This is a genomic window from Collimonas sp., from assembly GCF_039923675.1.
Classification (GTDB): domain Bacteria; phylum Pseudomonadota; class Gammaproteobacteria; order Burkholderiales; family Burkholderiaceae_D; genus Collimonas.
In genome coordinates, this window is record NZ_JBDTCG010000054.1 from 24,896 (window position 1) to 43,380 (window position 18,485).

The window sequence follows — 18,485 nt, forward strand, 5'->3', positions numbered from 1 at the left end:
GCATATGAAAACAGAACACGCTCTTTCGATAGCAAGCGGTAATTGATGACCTGTGACATTCCATGTAGACTCGAAAACCTTGGGACTTCGGGCCAGGAGATATTCAGTGCGGAACGCTAACCAGATCGAACTGCTCGCCGCTTCAGGCTGGAACACCTGCGAATCCGTGTGCGAGGGAATTGTGCGGGCGGGGCTTCCCGCGCCTACGGCGGAGTATCTGCGTAAGACATTTTCTGCCGCATACTGGAAACGCCTCGATCACGCGGTCAAGACTCTGCAGGATCATTTCCGGCATGCGCGATTCTGTGAGCAGGCGGTCTTTGGCGTTTTACTGGTTCCTGATCCGGCCAAGCTGGACACGCGCGGCGCGGTAGATCCGCTCATACGCCTGGATCAGGTTGGCGCGGCCACCGAAGACATCGTCGACAAGCAGCTTCCGGCAGGAAAACTGGTGATCCAGTCGGGCGTCGATTGGACGCCGGTAGCGACCATCACCGGAACGGCGGGTATCCATTTCGGCAGCTATAACGACATTCACAACGGCGCGCAGGAAATCTACATGGTCAATGAGGTCGATACACGCGATCTGATGGTGCGGCAAATCTGGGGCGCGCGGGTATTGCAGAGCGGGGGCCAGTTGCCCGACTGTGAGGTCGGCGGCGCATGGACCTTCACGCTATTACCGGGCGAGGGGCTGGTGAACGCCAAGGCGGTGTCGGGAACCGTGTTGTATAACAAAGTGCGTTTCCGGCTGGGCAGCCCCGAGCGCGGTATCGCCGTGGTGCGAGTTTGCCCGGCTTTGATTGTCGAGTAAGGCGCCAGAGTACATAGACTGATCCGGCGGCCACCGCTTTAAACCGACCGCCGCCGGGAAAATCCATTCAAGCCAAGCTACACACTCATATTCCCCAGCGTACTAGCCCTGTAAGCCGCCACAAAAGTATCAAAATCCCCAGTCTGGCTACGTTCCAGACTCTCCTGCTCGGACAAGGACGTCGCCGCCAACGTTTCATAATAATTACGCTCTTCCGGGCTCGGTGGATGCGCCCGGAAGTAAGCCGCGTGCACTTTGCTTTGGCGCAGCGCAAAGCTGGCGAACGATTCTTTATTGTCGCGCAAGATAGCCAATACCTTCGCCGATGGCGTCAGCTCCACCGACTCCAGCTTGCGGCTTTGCTGCGCCAGCGAGGCGGCATGCGCGCCGTCGTTGCGTTGGGCATCGAGCAGTTCCGCCGCTGCGCCGATGCGCTGCATGAGTTCCGTGCCCCAGGCTTGCAAGCCGATCGGGTTGCCGTCGCGCCGCAGTTGCAAGCCGGGACGCCGGCCTTCTTTGACCGCGCGGTTGAAATTCTCGGTGTTTTCCAGGCTTTCTTCATCGCTGGTCAGCGGGCTGTCGTCGAGCGCGCAGAACAACAAGAAAGCGTCGAGGAAGCGCGAGGTTTCGAGGTTGATGCCCATCGGCTCGAAGGGGTCGATGTCCATGCAGCGTACTTCTATATATTGCACGCCGCGCGCGGACAACGCCTGGATCGGCCGTTCTCCGCTGTTGATGACGCGTTTCGGCCTGATGGTCGAGTAGTACTCGTTTTCGATTTGCAGGATGTTGGTGTTGATCTGTATCCACTCGCCGTTGCGGTGGGTGCCGATCGCTTCGTACGGCGGATAGGGCTGGCTGACCGCGCGCGCCAGGCTCTTGATGTAGCTGTCGAGGCTGTTGAACTGCGGCGTCAGTCGGGCTTGCGCTTCGCTGGTGTAGCCGAGGTCGCTCATGCGCAGGCTGGTAGCGTAAGGCAGGTAGAGGGTATCTTTATCCAGCTCGTCCAGCCGGTGCTGGCGGCCGTCGAGGAAGCATTTCGACAACGCCGGCGATGCGCCGAACAAATACATCAGCAGCCAGCTGTAGCGGCGGAAATTACGCACCAGCGCGATATAGCTTTCCGACTGGAAGTGGATCGCAGTGCCGGTGGCGCCTTCGGCTTGTTGCAAAGCTTGCCACACGCCTTCGGCCAGCGAGTAGTTGTAATGGATGCCGGCGATGCACTGCATGCGCTTGCCGTAGCGCAGCGCCAGGCCGCGCCGGTAGACGTGCTTCAAGGTACCCATGTGCGAGGTGCCGTACCAGGCGATCGGGATCTGTTCTTCGGCCGGCAGGTGCGCCGGCATCGACTGGCTCCACAGCAGTTCATCGCCCAGCTTGGTATAGACGAAGCGGTGGATGGTTTCCAGCTCCGTCAGCGCGGTGGCGATATCGTGCTCGGCCGGGGTGATGAACTCCAGCAGCGATTCCGAATAGTCGGTGGTGATCTGCGGCTGCGTCAACGCCGAACCTAGCGCGCGCGGATGCGGCGTCAGGGCCAGGCGGCCATCGACGTCGACCCGCAAGGTTTCTCTTTCGATGCCGCGCAAGCCCTGGCCTAGCAAGCCGCGATGCTGCTCTTGTCCTAGCAGCGCCAGCCGGCGAGTGTAATGATCGGTCAATTCAGCATCCTTTTTTTAAATTTGTCTTCTCTGGCTATGCGGCCATTGGCTGCACAATTGCAGCCAAAGTCGGTGACATGCAGATGTCGTAGAAGGCGAGAATAGCCGAAAATGAAAGAACGCGTTGGATGTCGCCCGGATAGCAATTGACAACCAATCGGCGATTCACAGTGTGTACCGAATGCGGTCTTATTTTATCAAACGGATAACTTCCCATGAATTCTTAAGGACACGCAGAAATTTATCAGCAAGAATTCCTGAGTTTCCTCACGGAAACACGCTGCTAGCACGTTCTTCAGGGCGCACACCCTTTATAATCCTGCTTTGCTTTCAAATTTCAATAGCCCTCACCATGCCAGCTCAACTGATCGACGGAAATCTCCTCTCCCAACAACTCCGCGCCGATGTCGCCAAGCGCGCCGCTGCATTGACAGCCCAAGGCAAGCAGCCCGGACTGGCCGTGATCCTGGTCGGCGACAGCCCGGCTTCGCAGGTGTATGTGCGCAACAAGGTCAAGGCTTGCGAAGACAACGGCTTGTATTCGGTATTCGAGAAATACGATGCCGACCTGACCGAAGCCGCCCTGCTGGCGCGGGTCGACGCCCTGAACCAGGACCCGAAGATCAACGGCATCCTGGTGCAACTACCGTTGCCGGCGCATATCGATGCGCATAAAGTGATCGAAGCCATCGCGCCCGAGAAAGACGTCGACGGTTTTCATATCAGCAACGCCGGCCTGTTGATGACCGGCCAGCCGCTGTTCCGCCCATGTACCCCATACGGTGTGATGAAAATGCTGGAATCGGTGAATTTCCCGGTGCGCGGCGCCCATGCGGTGATTGTCGGTGCCTCCAACATCGTTGGCAAGCCGCAAGCCATGCTGCTCTTGCAAGCCGGCGCCACTGTCACCATCTGTAATTCGAAGACCCGTGATCTCGGCTTGCATACACGCATGGCCGACATCCTGGTGGTCGCTACCGGCAAGCGCAATATCGTCACCGCCGATATGGTCAAGCCTGGCGCTGCCGTCATCGACGTCGGCATGAACCGCGACGATAACGGCAAATTGTGCGGCGATGTCGATTTTGCCAACGCCAAGGAAGTCGCGGGCTACATCACCCCGGTGCCAGGCGGCGTCGGGCCGATGACCATCACCATGTTGCTGGTCAATACCATTGAAGCCGCAGAAAGAATGTAACTGCAATGACCCCTATCGCAAGCAAAGCCGCTACCAGCGCCAATCCCCTGCTCGACTTTACCGGCCTGGCCAAGTTCGACCGGATCACGCCGGCCGATATCACGCCGGCGATCGCCGCGCTGCTGCAGCAGGCGCATACCGTGGTCAAGCTGCTGGAGGCATCGCCCGAAGCAGCGTCCTGGGAAAATTTCGTCTTGCCGCTGGAGCACGTCACCGAGAAACTCAGCCGTGCCTGGGGTATCGTCAGCCATTTGAATGCGGTGGCGGATACCCCGGAACTGCGCGCCGCATATAACGAGAACCAGCCGAAGCTGATTGAATTCTGGACCGCGCTGGCGCAAAACCTGGCGCTGTTCGGCAAGTACAAGGCGATCAAGAACAACATCGATTTTGCCGAGCTGTCCGACGCGCGGCGTAAGATCGTCAACAACGCCTTGCGCGATTTCCGCCTGGGCGGTGCAGAACTGACAGCCGCCAAGAAAACCCGTTTTGCGGAAATCCAGGAAAAACACGCGGCGCTGACCACCAAATTCTCGGAAAACATTCTGGATGCGACCAACGCCTACGGCTTGTTTGTAACCGATGAGACCGAGCTGGCCGGCTTGCCGGACGATGTGCGCCAGGCCGCAAGGGCTGCCGCGGAAGGTGATGGAAAACCAGGCTACAAATTCACGCTGCACTTCCCTTCCTATTTCCCGATCCTGCAATACGCCGACAACCGTGCCTTGCGCGAAAAAATATATCGCGCCAACGCCACCAAAGCTTCCGAGCTGGGTGAAAAGGCGGAATGGGACAACACTGCGAATATCGTCGAGATCCTGCGCTTGCGTAATGAAGAAGCCAAGCTGTTGGATTTCAAGAATTATGCGGAACTGTCGCTGGTGCCGAAGATGGCCAAGACGCCAGAGGAAGTCATTCAGTTCCTGGAAGATCTGGGCCGGCGCGCCCGTCCGTTTGCCGAGCAAGACCTGGCCGAGCTGCGCGCCTTCGCCGCCGAGCAACTTGGCCTGGCGTCGCCGGAAGCCTGGGACATGGCGTATGCCGCAGAAAAACTGCGCGAGCAGCGCTATGCGTTTTCCGAGCAGGAAGTGAAGCAGTACTTCCCTGAACCGACCGTGGTCGAAGGCTTGTTCCAACTGGTGCAAAAGCTGTTTTCGGTCGACATCAGCGCCGACCAGGCTGCGGTATGGCATCCGGACGTAAAATTTTTCCAGATCCGGAAAGACGGCAAGCTGATCGGCCAGTTCTATCTCGACCTCTACGCGCGCAACGGCAAGCGCGGCGGCGCCTGGATGGACGATGCACGGGCGCGGCACCGGATCGGCAATGAAGTGCAAACCCCGATTGCCTACCTGACCTGCAATTTCACCGCACCGGCCATGGTCGATGGCGTCAGCAAGCCGGCTTTATTTACGCACGATGAAGTGATCACGCTGTTCCACGAATTCGGCCACGGCTTGCATCACATGCTGACCCAGGTCGACGAGATCGGCGTGTCCGGCATTTCGGGGGTTGAATGGGATGCAGTCGAATTGCCGTCGCAATTCATGGAGAATTTCTGCTGGGAGTGGGATGTGCTGCAGCACATGACTTCCGAAGCGACATCCGGTGCACCGTTGCCGCGCGAGCTGTTCAACAAGATGATCGCCGCCAAGAATTTCCAGTCCGGCCTGCAAGCTCTGCGCCAAGTGGAATTTTCGCTGTTCGACATGCGCTTGCATGACGACTTCGATCCCTACGGCAGCCAAAGCGTGCAGGACGTGATCAACCAGGTGCGCAGCAAGATCGCCGTCATCACGCCGCCCGCCTTCAACCGTTTTCAGCATTCCTTCGGCCATATTTTCGCCGGCGGTTATGCTGCGGGTTACTACAGCTACAAATGGGCTGAAGTGTTGTCGGCCGATGCGTATAGCGCCTTTGAAGAAGCCGCGGCAAACGGCGACAACGTGGTTTCGGCCAAGACCGGCGGCAAGTTCCGCGACGAAATCCTGGCGGTGGGCGGTTCGCGCCCGGCGCTGGAATCGTTCAAGGCCTTCCGCGGCCGCGAGCCGAATATCGATGCGCTGTTGCGGCATAGCGGGATGGCGGCATAAATCGCGGTACAGGCAGCGACATAAGCATGTGGCACAAGCAGGATCAAGCTGGTTCAATCGCAAACTCAATCTACAAGGGGAAAAGGATGAAAATTGCTGTAACGTTTTTTTTGCTGACGCTGGCCGCCGGTGCACAGGCTCAACTCTATAAGTCGACCGGGCCGGATGGCAAAGTCACTTACAGCGATACGCCGCCTGCGAGCGGTCATGTGGTGGAGAAAAAAACCGCTGGCGGCATGGGCGACGACACGGATGGCTTACCGTACGAACTGGCGCTGGCGGTCAAGAATAATCCCGTCACCTTGTATAGCTCGGATAAATGCATCCCTTGCGACGATGGCCGCAAAATGCTGAAAGAGCGCGGCATTCCATTCAGCGAAAAGACCGTCAAGAGCAATGAAGATATTGCCGCACTGCGTAAAATCACCAGCGACAATACGTTGCCGGTATTGACCGTCGGGCGCGACAAGCAAAGCGGCTTTTCATCCGTTGCCTGGGGCCCGGCGCTGACCGCGGCCGGCTATCCGGAAAGCAGCCGCTTGCCAAAAACCTACCGCAATACTGCGCCAGTGGCCGCCGCGCCAGCTGCTAACGCATCCGGCAAAACCACCGCTCCTGCCGCCGGCACGACCAACAGCGGCGATGTAGCGCCAGCCGCAGGCAATGCGCCGCCCGGCTTCCGCTTTTAGGCCAGGCCTGACCATATCCGCTTATGACGCAAATCGACTTCCATACCAATATTTCGGATAAATTCCTGTACACCTGCCGGCTGGTGCGCAAGGCCCGCTCCGCGCAACGACAGATCGTCATCTTGTGCGGCAACGGCGACGAACTGGCGACGCTGGACCGGGCGCTGTGGACATTTTCCGAGCATGATTTTCTGCCGCACGTGCGCGCCGGCGATCCGCTCGCCGCGCAAACCCCGGTCATCCTGGCCGCCGATGAAGATGCGGAGCTACCCCATCACCAGATGCTGATCAACTTGTCCGGCAGGACGCCGCAGCACTTTGCGCGCTTTGAACGCATGTTTGAAATCATCTCGCTGGCCGATGATGACAAGGCCGGCGGCCGCGAGCGCTATCGCTTTTACCAGCAGCGTGGTTACCCGCTGACCCATTTTATTGCCGAAAACGTATAGAGGAACTTGTCATGACCAACGGCAAACTTGACGCCAATATCCCTTTATTGACCGAGGTCATTGTTCCGCTGCCGACTTTGACCGACATTATCGAGATGCCGACCGCAGCAGTAGTGGCGCCGAACCATCCTGCGCCGAGCGCGGCCGATGACGACCTGGATAACTTCGATCTGCCGCCGCCGCAACGGGAAATCACCCTGAGCAAGCATGACTGGGACCGGCTGGAGGCTGAGGTGCGGGAAAAAGTGCTGCAACAATTGCAGGACCGTATCGATTTCGTCATCGAACAGCGGGTTCGCGATGGCCTGGCGGATGTATTGCAGACAGCGGTGGAAGGCATGGCGGCGCAAATCCGCAGCGGCTTGCACCAGACCCTGGATGAAGTGATTTCCCGGGCGGTTACACTGGAATTAGTTAAATTAAAAAAAACAAACATTTAGCGTATATTTTTTGTTTTTCAGTCATAAAATCTCTTACGGTGGATGAAAGTGAAAATTATTAGCCTAATTTTGATCGCCTAAAAAATCACGATTTTCTTACAATAGCGCTATTGAAAAGGCTGCATATTCCGCTGATTCAGCACGCGAATTGTTAAAAAACGGTGGTTTTTGGAGATGAGATGAAAGTAATTGTATTGGGCGCTGGCGTAATCGGAACCTCTTCTGCCTGGTTCCTGAACAAGGAAGGTCACGACGTGACAGTGATCGACCGCCAGCCTGGCGCGGCCCAGGAAACCAGTTTTGCCAACGGTTGCCAGATTTCGGTGTCGCACGCCGAACCTTGGGCCAATCCGCAAGCGCCGCTGAAGGTGTTGAAATGGCTGGGACAGGAAGATGCGCCGCTGCTGTATCGCTTCCGCCCGGAATGGCTGCAATGGAAATGGGCCCTCAACTTCCTGCGCGAATGCACCCCCGCCCGCACCAATGACAACATCCGCCAGATCGTCGCCATCTGCGAATACAGCCGCCAGACCTTGCAAGCGGTGCGCGCTGAAACCGGCGTCGACTACGATTGCCTGACGCGCGGCATCCTGCACTTCTACACAGATCAAAAAGAATTCGACATCTCGCTGCCTGCCGCACAACTGATGCGTGATCTCGGTTGCCCGCGCGACTCGATCAGCGCCGATGAAGTGATCAAGATCGAACCGGCATTGGCGCGCATCCGCGACAAGATCGTCGGCGGCGATTTCACTGCGACCGATGAATCCGGCGACGTCTATAAATTCACTTCGGGCCTGGCTCACAAGGCGGCCGAAGCCGGCGTCAACTTCCAGTACAACACCAGCGTCACCCGCCTGATTACGGAGGGCAGCGGAGCCGGCGCCAAAATCACCGGGGTCGAAGTGATCAATGCCGATGGCCGTCACGAAGTGCTGCATGCCGATGCCTTCGTGGTCGCCATGGGCAGTTTCTCGACACCGCTGCTGAAGCCGCTCGGCGTCGATCTGATGATCTATCCGGGTAAAGGTTACTCCGCCACCTATCAGATCACCAACTCCGACGCCGCGCCAAGCGTCTCGCTGACCGACGACGGCTACAAGCTGGTGGTGTCGCGCCTGGGCGACCGCCTGCGCGTGGCCGGCACCTGCGAGCTGAACGGTTACACGCGTGAACTCAACACCACGCGTTGCGAGGCGATCACCCGCCGCACGCGCGAATTGTTTCCGGATGGTTGCGATTACGACAATCCGGTTTACTGGACCGGCCTGCGTCCGATGACGCCATCCAACGTGCCTTACATCGGCAAGACCAGGATCAGCAACCTGTTCCTCAACACCGGCCACGGCACGCTTGGCTGGACCATGGGTTGCGGCTCGGGCCGCGCGATTGCGGAGATTGTTTCGGGCCGCCGGCCGGAAGTGGATTTCGCCTTCAGCGGCATGCCGCGGCAAGCACCGCGGCCGCTGATCATGCCGCGTCCTGTGCAAGCTTGAACATGCAGATTGCTCACGCAGCAATACAATAAAAAAGACCGGTGCTGGCGACAGCATCGGTCTTTTTTTTATCCTTTGCGCGTCCATGCGAGCATGGCGCGGTTTTTGCTCAAGTGTTTCCGGGAAGCAGCCGGTCAGCGTTTTTGCCGTGTCGGCGCACTGTTGAAGTGCATCACTTGGCGATGCGCACGTCGACTGTCGCCGGCTTTTCGTCGAAGGCCACCCGCGTCACGAATTTGGCGCGCTTCATCGGGAAACGAGACTGGAAATGGCGGACGTTGCCGGAGCCTGAAATGACGCGCCGTACAAACTGGTAATAGGCGTCCATATCGATGACATGCACGACCAGGAAGTAATCGTAATCGCCGGAGACGAAATAGCATTGCATCACCTCGACCTCTTTGTTCATGCGCAGTTCGAATTCCTGCATGTGTTCGTCGGACTGGTGGTTGAGCGAGATTTCGAGAAACGCCAGCATGCCGTAGCCGAGTGCAAACGGATCAACCAGCGAGACGTCGGCGCTGATGATGCCGGCCTCGCGCAAGTCGCGCAGGCGGCGCAGGCAGGTAGGTTGGGAAATATGCGTTTTGTCGGCCAGGGTGCGGGTCGGCATTTGATTGTCGCGCTGCAGCAAGTTCAGCAGTTTGCGGTCGACTTTGTCTAGGGTGTGGTGTTTGCTCATGCCAAGGGGATTAAGGGCTGCTCCAGCTGTGAGAAGAATTCGCAAAAACCGCTATGCGAAGCGTTTTTTATGTTGTAACGTTGCTTTATTCGGACGTGTCTGAATAAATAACAGAAAAGCAGCGGATGGTGAAACTGTAACTAGATTATTTTATTTTAAATCCTCAGGAGGATATTCATGCAGAACAAGATCAAAATGATTCCGTTGGCTGGCGCAATTGCAATGGCTTTCGCTTTTGCCGGCCCGGTTTCAGCTCAAGAAGTCGTCACCATCGGCCAGGTCAGCCCGCTCACCGGTCCTAACGCCCACATCGGCAAGGACAATGAAAACGGCGCGACCATGGCGATCGAGGAACTGAATGCCAAAGGCACCAAGATCGGCGGCAAGACGGTGAAATTCGTATTGGCTTCCGAAGATGACGCTTCCGATCCGAAACAAGGTACTGCAGCTGCGCAGAAACTGGTGGACGCCAAGGTCAATGGCGTTATCGGCCACATGAATTCCGGCACCACCATTCCAGCATCGAAGATCTATCACGATGCCGGCATCCCGCAAATCTCGCCTTCGGCAACCAATCCAAAGTACACCCAGCAAGGGTTTGACACTGCATTCCGCGTTGTCGCCAACGACGGTCAACTGGGCGGCACTCTGGGACGCTACGCCATCAATACGCTGAAAGCCAAGAACATCGCCGTGATCGACGATCGTACAGCGTACGGCCAGGGCGTTGCTGAAGAATTCACCAAGAGCGCCAAGAAAGCCGGCGGCACTATCGTTGCGACCCAGTTCACCAACGACAAAGCCACCGACTTCAACGCGATTCTGACCTCGATCAAGTCCAAGAACCCTGACCTGATTTTCTTCGGCGGCATGGATGCTGTCGGTGGTCCGATGTTACGCCAGATGGACCAGTTGGGCATCAAGGCCAAGTTCATGGGCGGCGATGGCCTGTGTACTACCGAGCTGGCCAAACTGGCTGGTGCCGGCTTGAAAGACGACCAGGTAGTCTGTGCTGAAGCCGGCGGTGTGCCGGATGCAGGCAAGGCGCCTCTGGAAGCCTTTAAAGCGGCTTACCAAAAGCGTTTCAACCAGGAAGTCGTGATCTACGCACCGTATGAATACGATGCGCTGATGGCCATGGTTGCAGCGATGCAAAAAGCCGGCTCGTCCGATCCGAAGAAATACCTGCCTGAACTGGCCAAGATCCACTACAAAGGTGTGACTGGTGAAATCGCCTTTGATGCAAAGGGCGATATCAAGGACGGTTCGCTGACTTTGTACACTTACAAAGATGGCAAGCGCACTCTGTTGACCGTAACAAAATAATCGACGTACGCAGTACATAGAAAACGCCCTGGTTTCCGGGGCGTTTTTTTTTATTCAATTCCGTCCCCACGCACTGCAGCACTGCTGCACTCCAGCGTTTTCCCGCCATCCTCCGCACCCATTTCCGTAGCAAACATTGTTTTGAAACGGACGGCAATTTCCTCATGACATGCAAGGGTATTATCTAAAACACAGGAAAAGTCTTTGAGAAGATTTTTTTCTGTTGTAACGTGTTGTAACGCTTACATGTTTCGCTTATCACAGCGGGAAAAGCTTTTATCTACCTTATCAATTCCTTAGGAGGAAACACGTGCAGATGAAGAATAAAATGTTGCCGTTGGTTGCAGCAATCGCATTGGCCTTGAGCGCTTCAGGTTCAGTTTATGCGCAGGAACAAGTCGTCAAGATCGGCCATGTCGGTCCGGTTACCGGCCCGTCCGCCCACTTGGGCAAGGATATGGAAAACGGCGCCAAGATGGCGATCGAAGAATTGAACGCCAAGGGCGTTACCCTGGGCGGCAAGAAAATCAAATTCGTGCTGCTGGCGGAAGACGATGCTTCCGATCCCAAGCAAGGCACGGCAGCGGCGCAAAAACTGGTCGACGCCAAGATCGACGGCGTCATCGGCCACCTGAATTCCGGCACCACCATCCCTGCTTCTAAGATTTACTACGACGCCGGCATCCCGCAGATATCTCCGGCCGCCACCAGCCCTAAATACACCCAGCAAGGCTTTAACAGCGTGTTCCGCGTGGTCGCCAACGACGGCCAGCTGGGCGGCACGCTGGGACGCTATGCGACCAATACGCTGCATGCAAAAAATATCGCCGTGATCGATGACCGCACCGCTTACGGCCAAGGCGTTGCGCAAGAGTTCGCCAAGGGCGCGAAAGCCGCCGGCGGCAATATCATCGCGACCCAGTTCACCAACGACAAGGCGACCGACTTCAACGCCATCCTGACCTCGATCAAGGCCAAGAATCCGGACGTGATTTTCTTCGGCGGCATGGATGCGGTTGCCGGTCCGATGCTGCGCCAAATGAAAGCGCTCGGCATCAAGGCCAAGTTCATGGGCGGCGATGGCATGTGTACCGCCGAACTGGGCAAGCTGGCAGGCGATGGCTTGATCAATGATGAAGTGGTGTGCGCCGAAGCCGGCGGCGTGGAAGAGTCTGGCAAGAAAGGCCTGGAAGATTTCAAGGCGGCCTTCCTGAAGAAGTACGGCACCGAAGTCAAACTGTACGCGCCGTACTCCTACGACTCGGTCATGACGATGGCGGAGGCGATGCAAAAAGCCAATTCCGCCGATCCGAAAAAATACCTGCCTGAGCTGGCGAAAATCCACCACAGGGGCGTGACCGGCATGATCGCGTTCGACGCCAAGGGCGATATCAAGGACGGTACGCTGACCTTGTACACCTACAAGGATGGCAAACGGACCTTGCTGACCGTCACTAAATAAACGATCGTCTCGCCTTGCCAAAGCGCCCCGCCCTTCAAGGCCGGGGCGCTTTTTTCATATTTTCATTTCCGCCGGGCAGTGCGTCAACACATTACGCATATCATTCTGTCGAATTGATAAAAAAACATACAAACGCTCTTTGCGCAGGATTTGTAATGTTGTAACGTTTAACTCCCCCTGACAGTCCGAACCAGTTGCGAAAAGCGGCTGTCTAAAAAAATCGTACGTGCGATTGTTTATTATTCATACCGTTGTAAATCCTTAGGAGGAAATCTGTGCACACAACTACAATGATTCCGTTGGCTGCCGCCATCGCCCTGTTCCTGGCTGCTGCGGCACATGCACAAGAACAAGTGGTCAAGATTGCCCACGTTGCCCCGACTACCGGCCCTATCGCTCAGATCGGCAAAGACAATGAAAACGGTGCCAGGATGGCGATCGATGAATTGAACGCCCAAGGCATCACGCTAGATGGCAAGAAAACCCGTTTCGTACTGATGGCGGAAGACGATGCGTCCGATCCGAAACAGGCTACCGCGGTAGCGCAGAAACTGGTCGATGCCAAGATTGCCGGTGTTATCGGCCATGTCAACTCAGGAACTTCGATTCCGGCATCCAAGATCTATTACGATGCCGGCATCCCGCAAATTTCGCCGTCGACCACCAGCGCAAAATATACCCGGCAAGGCTTCAACACCACCTTCCGCGTGGTCGCCAACGACAGCCAGCTGGGCAGCGCCCTGGGCCGCTATGCAGCCAATACCCTGCATGCCAAAACCGCCGCCGTGATCGATGACCGCACCGCCTATGGCCAAGGCCTGGCGGAAGAATTCAGCAAGGCGGCCAAAGCCGCCGGCATGACCATCGTCGCGACCCAGTACACCAACGACAAGGCAACCGACTTCAATGCCATCCTGACGTCGTTCAAGGCCAAGAAGCCTGATGTGGTTTTCTTTGGCGGCCTGGATGCCGGCGCCGGCCCGATGCTGCGCCAGATGAAGCAGCTCGGCATCAACGCCAAGTTCATGGGTGGCGACGCCATCTGCACCACCACCTTGCCCAAGCTGGCCGGCGACGGCATCAGCAACGACCAGGTGATCTGCGCGGAAGCCGGCGGCGTCGAAGAATCCGGCAGGAAAGCCCTGGACAATTTCAAGACCGCCTACAAGATCAAGTACGGCAAGGACGTGGTGATCTATGCGCCGTACACCTACGATGCCCTGATGACCATGGCCGGTGCGATGCAGAAGGCCAAATCGGCGGATCCGAAAAAATACCTGCCGGAACTGGCGAAAATCCATCACCAGGGCGTGACCGGCATGATCGCGTTTGATGCAAAGGGCGATATCAAGGACGGCACCATCACTTTGTACACGTACCGTGGCGCGCTGCGCAGCCAGCTGGCGGTGACCAAGTAAGGCGAAAGGCGGATTTGCCGCGGTCGTAAAAAAAGCGCTCAAACCGAGCGCTTTTTTTTTGCAGCATCGCCTGCCGCAATGCTGAAACAAACATACTGCTGTATCCGTGTTACTTCAGCGACAAAATCCACTTTACCAGCGTATGCGCTTCGGCATCGCTGACTTGCGGATTGGGTGGCATCGGAATCGCGCCCCAGGCCCCGGTGCTGCCCTTCAGGACTTTTTGCACCAGCATGTCTTCAGCGCCTTTTTGACCGGCGAATTTTGCGGCAACGTCCTTGTAGGCCGGTCCGACCACCTTGTTTTGCACCGAATGGCATGCCAGACAGTTCTTCGCCTTTGCCAGATCCAGGCCGGCGTCTGCCAGTGCATAACTTGAAGCTGTTGCACTTAGCAACGCGCAGATCAACAAACTACGTTTCATGCTTATCTCCGTCAATGTGTGTGTCGTGATTTTACCTGCCTGCGGCCATTGTCTCATATTCAGGAATCATCAACCTACATCTCAAATCCGACATATCAGTTCGACATCCGTTGACCGTAGGCATCTTTCGCCCTATCCTTTCCGCAAAGAAAAGGGAATGCCATGCCACTGATTATCATTATCGTTGCACTAATAGCGTTAAAATACTTCGCAATCGGACCTTTTGCCGGGATGTCCTGGTGGTGGATCGCCGGCCTGATGGCGATCGCTTTTATCTGGTTTGAATTCCTGGAACGGATGTTCGGCCTGGACAAGCGCAAAGCCCATGAAGAACTCGAAAAAGCCAGGGCGGATCGCGTCAAGAAAACCTTTGAAAAACATAAAGGCTCCGGCCGCTGAGAAGCTACCGAAGAACTATCATGCAACACAAATGCAACACAAAAAGCCGGCGCCTCCCCGGCTTTTTTTATTAAGGTCGGTGAATGAACATAGAGCTGCGACAACTGCGCTATTTCGTGGCGGTAGCGGAAGAACGGCATTTCGGCCGCGCTGCGCTGCGGCTGCACATGACACAGCCGCCTTTGTCGCAGGCGATCCAGGCGCTAGAAGCCAACCTTGGCACGACGCTGTTTGCGCGCACCAAACGCAGCGTCGCCCTGACCTCGGCGGGACTGGCGCTGTTGCCGGAAGCGCAACGCCTGCTGCAACAGGCCGCCACCCTTCCCGATCTGGTGCGGCGCGCGGCCTCCGGCGAATCCGGCCTGCTCACGCTATCGTTTGTCTCCACTGCCGACTACAGCATCCTGCCGCCTTTGCTGCGGGCCTTCCGCGAAGCTTATCCGCAGGTGCAGATCGACCTGCAAGAAGCCACCAGCGACCTGCAATTGGCGCAACTGATGGAAGGCAGGATCGACGCCGGCCTGCTGATTCCACCCCTGCCTGACAAGGCCAGGCTGGTGCTGGATTACCAGCCCGTACTGGCCGAACCGCTGATCCTGGCGGCGCCTAGCGGTCTCAAGGCCTTGCGCAGCAAAGGCAAGATAGCCCTCAGCGCGCTAGCAGACATGCCCTTGATTATTTTCCCGCGCCGCATCTCGCCCGGCTTCCACGATACTATCCTGGGCTGCTTCCGCGCCGCCGGCGTCACCCCGCATATCGGTCAGGAAGCGATCCAGATGCAAACCATCGTCGGCCTGGTCTCGGCTGGCATGGGGATCGCGCTTGTGCCACAATCGGTGTCGAACCTGCAACGCCCCGGGGTCGATTATCGCGAATTGCAGGACCAGACGCCCTTGGTCGAGACCGGGCTGGCCTGGCGCCGCGATAATGCGTCACCTGTATTGCAAGCCTTTTTGGAATTGTTGAGAAAGAAATAAAACATGCTGATTCACCCTTTACCCGATCCGATCGCCTTCTCCCTAGGGCCGCTACACGTGCGCTGGTACGGCCTGATGTACCTGTTGGCCTTCATCCAGTTCATCTGGGTCGGCCGCATCCGCATCAAGCAGCCGCATATCGCCGCGGTCGGCTGGAAGAAGGAGGATATCGACGACATGCTGTTCTACGGCGTGCTGGGAGTGGTGATCGGCGGCCGCCTGGGCCAGGTGTTCTTTTACGATCCGGCTTATTATTTTTCGCACCCGTCGGAAATCATCGCGGTGTGGAAAGGCGGCATGTCTTTCCATGGCGGCTTTATCGGCGTCCTGATCGCCATGTGGTGGTGGGGCCGCAAGGCTGGCCGCAACCTGATGGATATCATGGATTTCATCGCACCGATGGTGCCGCTGGGCTACGCCGCCGGCCGCCTCGGCAATTTCATCAACGGCGAATTGCCGGGCCGCGTGGTATCCGACCCGTCGCTGCCATGGGCCATGATCTGGCCGAATGTCGATAACCTGCCGCGCCATCCGTCGCCGATCTACCAGATGCTGGTCGACGGCATCCTGCTGTTCATCATCCTCTGGCTGTTCTCGCGCAAGCCGCGGCCACGCATGGCGGTGGCCGGCATGTTCTCGCTGCTGTATGGCTGCGCCCGCTTCTTCACCGAATATTTCCGCGTGCCGGACTATAACGTCACGTTTGGCGGCATCACGATTTCCGCCGGCCAGATGCTGTCGGTGCCGATGATCGTGCTGGGCATTATCCTGCTGTATATCGCCTATCGCCATCCGCGCAAATATGCCGGCGCCGCCGATGCGCCGCCGGCCAAGGCTGCGGCGCCATCTCCGACCTGATCCGCAACACGGCGGCAGCGGCCATCCTTGCTTCTCTGGGATGGCCACCGCCGCGTCCAGAATGTCTTTTCCAACGCCATCATGACAGCCAATCTCTACGCCCTTTTCGCGTCGCACTTCCCTGCCGACAAAACCGCCTGCTGCATCGAAACCCATGACGGCCAGTATTACAGCTGGGGCGATGTCGAGCGCGCTTCCGCCAGGATCGCCAATCTGTTCGCCAGCCTGGATTTGCCGCCGGGCTCGCGCATCGCGGTGCAAGTGGAAAAATCGCCGGAAGCCTTGATACTGTATCTGGCCACCTTGCGCGCCGGTTTTGTATACCTGCCGCTCAATACTGCCTACCGTAGCACGGAAATTGAATACTTTATCGGTGATGCCGAACCCGCGGCATTCGTCTGCTCGCCAAAGAATTTCGGCTGGGTGGCGCAAATTGCTTTCAAGGCCGGCACCCGGCATCTGTTTACGCTGGATGAAATCACCAGCGGCAATAACGGCAGGAATTCAGGATCGCTGCTGGCGCGCGCCATGCATTTTCCGGATACGTTTGACACCGTGGAGAAGCAGGCGGACGATCTCGCCGTCATCCTCTACACCTCCGGCACCACCGGCCGCAGCAAAGGCGCGATGCTTTCGCATGGCAATATCGCCTCGAATGCAAAGGTGTTGCAACAATACTGGCACTGGCAAGCCGACGACGTGTTGCTGCATGCGCTGCCGCTGTTCCATATACATGGCTTGCTGGTGGCAGCCAACGGCGCCCTGCTAAATGGCAGCAAAATGATCTTCCTGCCCAGATTCGACGCCGCCGAGGTTTGCCGTCAGCTGCCGCACAGCAGCATCTTCATGGGCGTACCGACCTATTATGTGCGACTGCTGGCAGATAGCGGATTCGACCGTCACGTCTGCCGCAATATCCGTCTGTTCATTTCCGGCTCGGCGCCTTTGCTGGCCGACACCTTTACCGAATTTGTCGCGCGCACCAGCCACACTATCCTGGAACGCTATGGCATGAGCGAAACCGCCATGCTGACCTCCAATCCCTACGCGCAAGAGCGGCGCGGCGGCACCGTCGGCCTGCCCTTGCCGGGTGTCTCGCTGCGGCTTGGGACGACCGATGGCAACGGTCACATTACAGTGAGCGGCCCTAGCGAGATCGGCGAGGTAGGCGAGATTCAAGTCAAAGGCCCGAACGTGTTCCAGGGCTATTGGCGCATGCCGGAAAAGACTGCCGAGGAATTCACCGCCGACGGCTACTTCAAGACCGGTGACGTCGGCAAGTTCGACAGCGAGGGTTATCTGGCCATTGTCGGCCGCAGCAAGGACTTGATCATCTCGGGCGGCTACAACGTCTATCCGAAGGAAATCGAGAGTGTGCTCGATGAAATCGATGGCGTGCTGGAATCGGCGGTGATCGGCATCCCGCATGCGGATTTCGGCGAAGCCGTGACTGCGGTGATCGTAAAACGGCCGGAAGCCAAACTGACCACCGACGGCGTGATCGCCTTGATGAAAAACGCCATCGCCAACTTCAAAGTACCGAAACAAGTATTCTTCGCCGATGAGCTGCCGCGCAACACCATGGGCAAGGTGCAAAAGAACCTGTTGCGGGAGCGCTACGCCAGCCGGCCGGACCTTACTTCATAAGCTTGTTGATATGCCGCCATTCTGCGGCGCTGACCGGCGTGATCGAAAGCCGGTTGCCGCGCCGCAGGATCTGCATCTCGGCCAGGGCTTCCTGCTCGCGCAGTTCTGCAAGCGGGATCAAGCGGGTTTTCTTGAGCGCCTTGACGTCGACCAGCATCCAGCGCGGATTTTCGCGGTCGCTCTTGGGATCGAAGTACCTGCTCTTGGCATCGAACTGGGTATCGTCAGGATAGGGCGTGCTGGCCACTTCGGCCAGGCCGGCTATGCCCGGCACCGCGCAGCCTGAATGGTAGAACAGCACGCCATCGCCGACCTGCATCAGGTCGCGCATGAAATTGCGCGCTTGATAATTGCGCACGCCATACCAGGCGATGGTTTGTCTGGACATGCCCAGGACGTCGTCGATACTGGCGTCGTCGGGCTCGGATTTCATCAGCCAATAATTCATA

General features: G+C 57.5%; 18 protein-coding genes. 14 read left to right on the forward strand and 4 right to left on the reverse strand.

What is annotated here, in order from left to right; genetic code table 11:
* Positions 1-106 precede the first annotated feature (106 nt).
* Positions 107-814, forward strand: a complete 708-nt coding sequence (locus ABI171_RS10950) for a hypothetical protein (RefSeq protein WP_348092596.1) — start codon at positions 107-109, stop codon at positions 812-814.
* Between the two features lie 77 nt (positions 815-891).
* On the opposite strand, the gene gshA is transcribed toward ABI171_RS10950, so the two are convergent.
* On the reverse strand, positions 892-2,478 hold the full coding sequence (gene gshA / locus ABI171_RS10955; RefSeq protein WP_348092597.1) for a glutamate--cysteine ligase: 1,587 nt from the start codon (positions 2,476-2,478) through the stop codon (positions 892-894).
* A gap of 352 nt (positions 2,479-2,830) precedes the next feature.
* On the opposite strand from gshA, the gene folD reads away from it, so the two are divergent.
* The 6 genes from folD (at position 2,831) to ABI171_RS10985 (ending at position 8,843) form a co-directional block, all read left to right on the forward strand.
* Positions 2,831-3,676 carry a bifunctional methylenetetrahydrofolate dehydrogenase/methenyltetrahydrofolate cyclohydrolase FolD gene (gene folD / locus ABI171_RS10960; protein ID WP_348092598.1) on the forward strand — a complete coding sequence of 282 codons (846 nt, stop codon included), beginning with the start codon at positions 2,831-2,833 and terminating at the stop codon, positions 3,674-3,676.
* A gap of 5 nt (positions 3,677-3,681) precedes the next feature.
* Positions 3,682-5,769, forward strand: coding sequence for a M3 family metallopeptidase (locus ABI171_RS10965; RefSeq protein ID WP_348092599.1), 2,088 nt, complete (start codon positions 3,682-3,684; stop codon positions 5,767-5,769).
* An 86-nt stretch (positions 5,770-5,855) separates the two neighbouring features.
* Positions 5,856-6,458, forward strand: coding sequence for a glutaredoxin family protein (locus ABI171_RS10970; RefSeq protein ID WP_348092600.1), 603 nt, complete (start codon positions 5,856-5,858; stop codon positions 6,456-6,458).
* A gap of 23 nt (positions 6,459-6,481) precedes the next feature.
* Positions 6,482-6,907 carry a DNA polymerase III subunit chi gene (locus tag ABI171_RS10975; protein WP_348092601.1) on the forward strand — a complete coding sequence of 142 codons (426 nt, stop codon included), beginning with the start codon at positions 6,482-6,484 and terminating at the stop codon, positions 6,905-6,907.
* A gap of 11 nt (positions 6,908-6,918) precedes the next feature.
* Positions 6,919-7,347: a hypothetical protein gene (locus ABI171_RS10980; RefSeq protein ID WP_348092602.1), complete on the forward strand. Its 429-nt coding sequence runs from the start codon at positions 6,919-6,921 to the stop codon at positions 7,345-7,347.
* 179 nt (positions 7,348-7,526) lie between these two features.
* Positions 7,527-8,843 carry a D-amino acid dehydrogenase gene (locus tag ABI171_RS10985; protein WP_348092603.1) on the forward strand — a complete coding sequence of 439 codons (1,317 nt, stop codon included), beginning with the start codon at positions 7,527-7,529 and terminating at the stop codon, positions 8,841-8,843.
* A 172-nt stretch (positions 8,844-9,015) separates the two neighbouring features.
* On the opposite strand, the gene ABI171_RS10990 is transcribed toward ABI171_RS10985, so the two are convergent.
* Positions 9,016-9,525 (reverse strand): Lrp/AsnC family transcriptional regulator, encoded by a 510-nt coding sequence (locus ABI171_RS10990; RefSeq protein ID WP_348092604.1) that lies wholly within the window; start codon positions 9,523-9,525, stop codon positions 9,016-9,018.
* 177 nt (positions 9,526-9,702) lie between these two features.
* On the opposite strand from ABI171_RS10990, the gene ABI171_RS10995 reads away from it, so the two are divergent.
* From ABI171_RS10995 to ABI171_RS11005, 3 genes are all read left to right on the forward strand, one after another.
* A complete protein-coding gene (locus ABI171_RS10995; RefSeq protein WP_348092605.1) occupies positions 9,703-10,851 on the forward strand; it encodes a branched-chain amino acid ABC transporter substrate-binding protein in 1,149 nt (382 codons plus the stop codon).
* Between the two features lie 310 nt (positions 10,852-11,161).
* Positions 11,162-12,313, forward strand: coding sequence for a branched-chain amino acid ABC transporter substrate-binding protein (locus ABI171_RS11000; RefSeq protein WP_348092606.1), 1,152 nt, complete (start codon positions 11,162-11,164; stop codon positions 12,311-12,313).
* Between the two features lie 290 nt (positions 12,314-12,603).
* On the forward strand, positions 12,604-13,731 hold the full coding sequence (locus ABI171_RS11005; protein WP_348092635.1) for a branched-chain amino acid ABC transporter substrate-binding protein: 1,128 nt from the start codon (positions 12,604-12,606) through the stop codon (positions 13,729-13,731).
* Between the two features lie 109 nt (positions 13,732-13,840).
* Here ABI171_RS11005 and ABI171_RS11010 read toward each other — a convergent pair whose 3' ends face one another.
* Complete coding sequence (locus ABI171_RS11010) at positions 13,841-14,155, reverse strand: c-type cytochrome (RefSeq protein WP_348092607.1); 315 nt, start codon at positions 14,153-14,155, stop codon at positions 13,841-13,843.
* Between the two features lie 162 nt (positions 14,156-14,317).
* On the opposite strand from ABI171_RS11010, the gene ABI171_RS11015 reads away from it, so the two are divergent.
* The 4 genes from ABI171_RS11015 (at position 14,318) to ABI171_RS11030 (ending at position 18,036) form a co-directional block, all read left to right on the forward strand.
* Positions 14,318-14,554 carry a TIGR04438 family Trp-rich protein gene (locus tag ABI171_RS11015; protein ID WP_348092608.1) on the forward strand — a complete coding sequence of 79 codons (237 nt, stop codon included), beginning with the start codon at positions 14,318-14,320 and terminating at the stop codon, positions 14,552-14,554.
* Positions 14,555-14,637: 83 nt separating this feature from the next.
* On the forward strand, positions 14,638-15,531 hold the full coding sequence (locus ABI171_RS11020; protein WP_348092609.1) for a LysR substrate-binding domain-containing protein: 894 nt from the start codon (positions 14,638-14,640) through the stop codon (positions 15,529-15,531).
* A 3-nt stretch (positions 15,532-15,534) separates the two neighbouring features.
* Positions 15,535-16,389 carry a prolipoprotein diacylglyceryl transferase gene (gene lgt, locus ABI171_RS11025; RefSeq protein ID WP_348092610.1) on the forward strand — a complete coding sequence of 285 codons (855 nt, stop codon included), beginning with the start codon at positions 15,535-15,537 and terminating at the stop codon, positions 16,387-16,389.
* A gap of 81 nt (positions 16,390-16,470) precedes the next feature.
* On the forward strand, positions 16,471-18,036 hold the full coding sequence (locus ABI171_RS11030; protein WP_348092636.1) for a malonyl-CoA synthase: 1,566 nt from the start codon (positions 16,471-16,473) through the stop codon (positions 18,034-18,036).
* Here the strand turns inward: ABI171_RS11030 and ABI171_RS11035 are convergent.
* Positions 18,026-18,484 (reverse strand): EVE domain-containing protein, encoded by a 459-nt coding sequence (locus ABI171_RS11035; RefSeq protein ID WP_348092611.1) that lies wholly within the window; start codon positions 18,482-18,484, stop codon positions 18,026-18,028. The two genes, ABI171_RS11030 and ABI171_RS11035, sit on opposite strands and share 11 nt — an antisense overlap.
* Position 18,485: the final 1 nt, after the last annotated feature.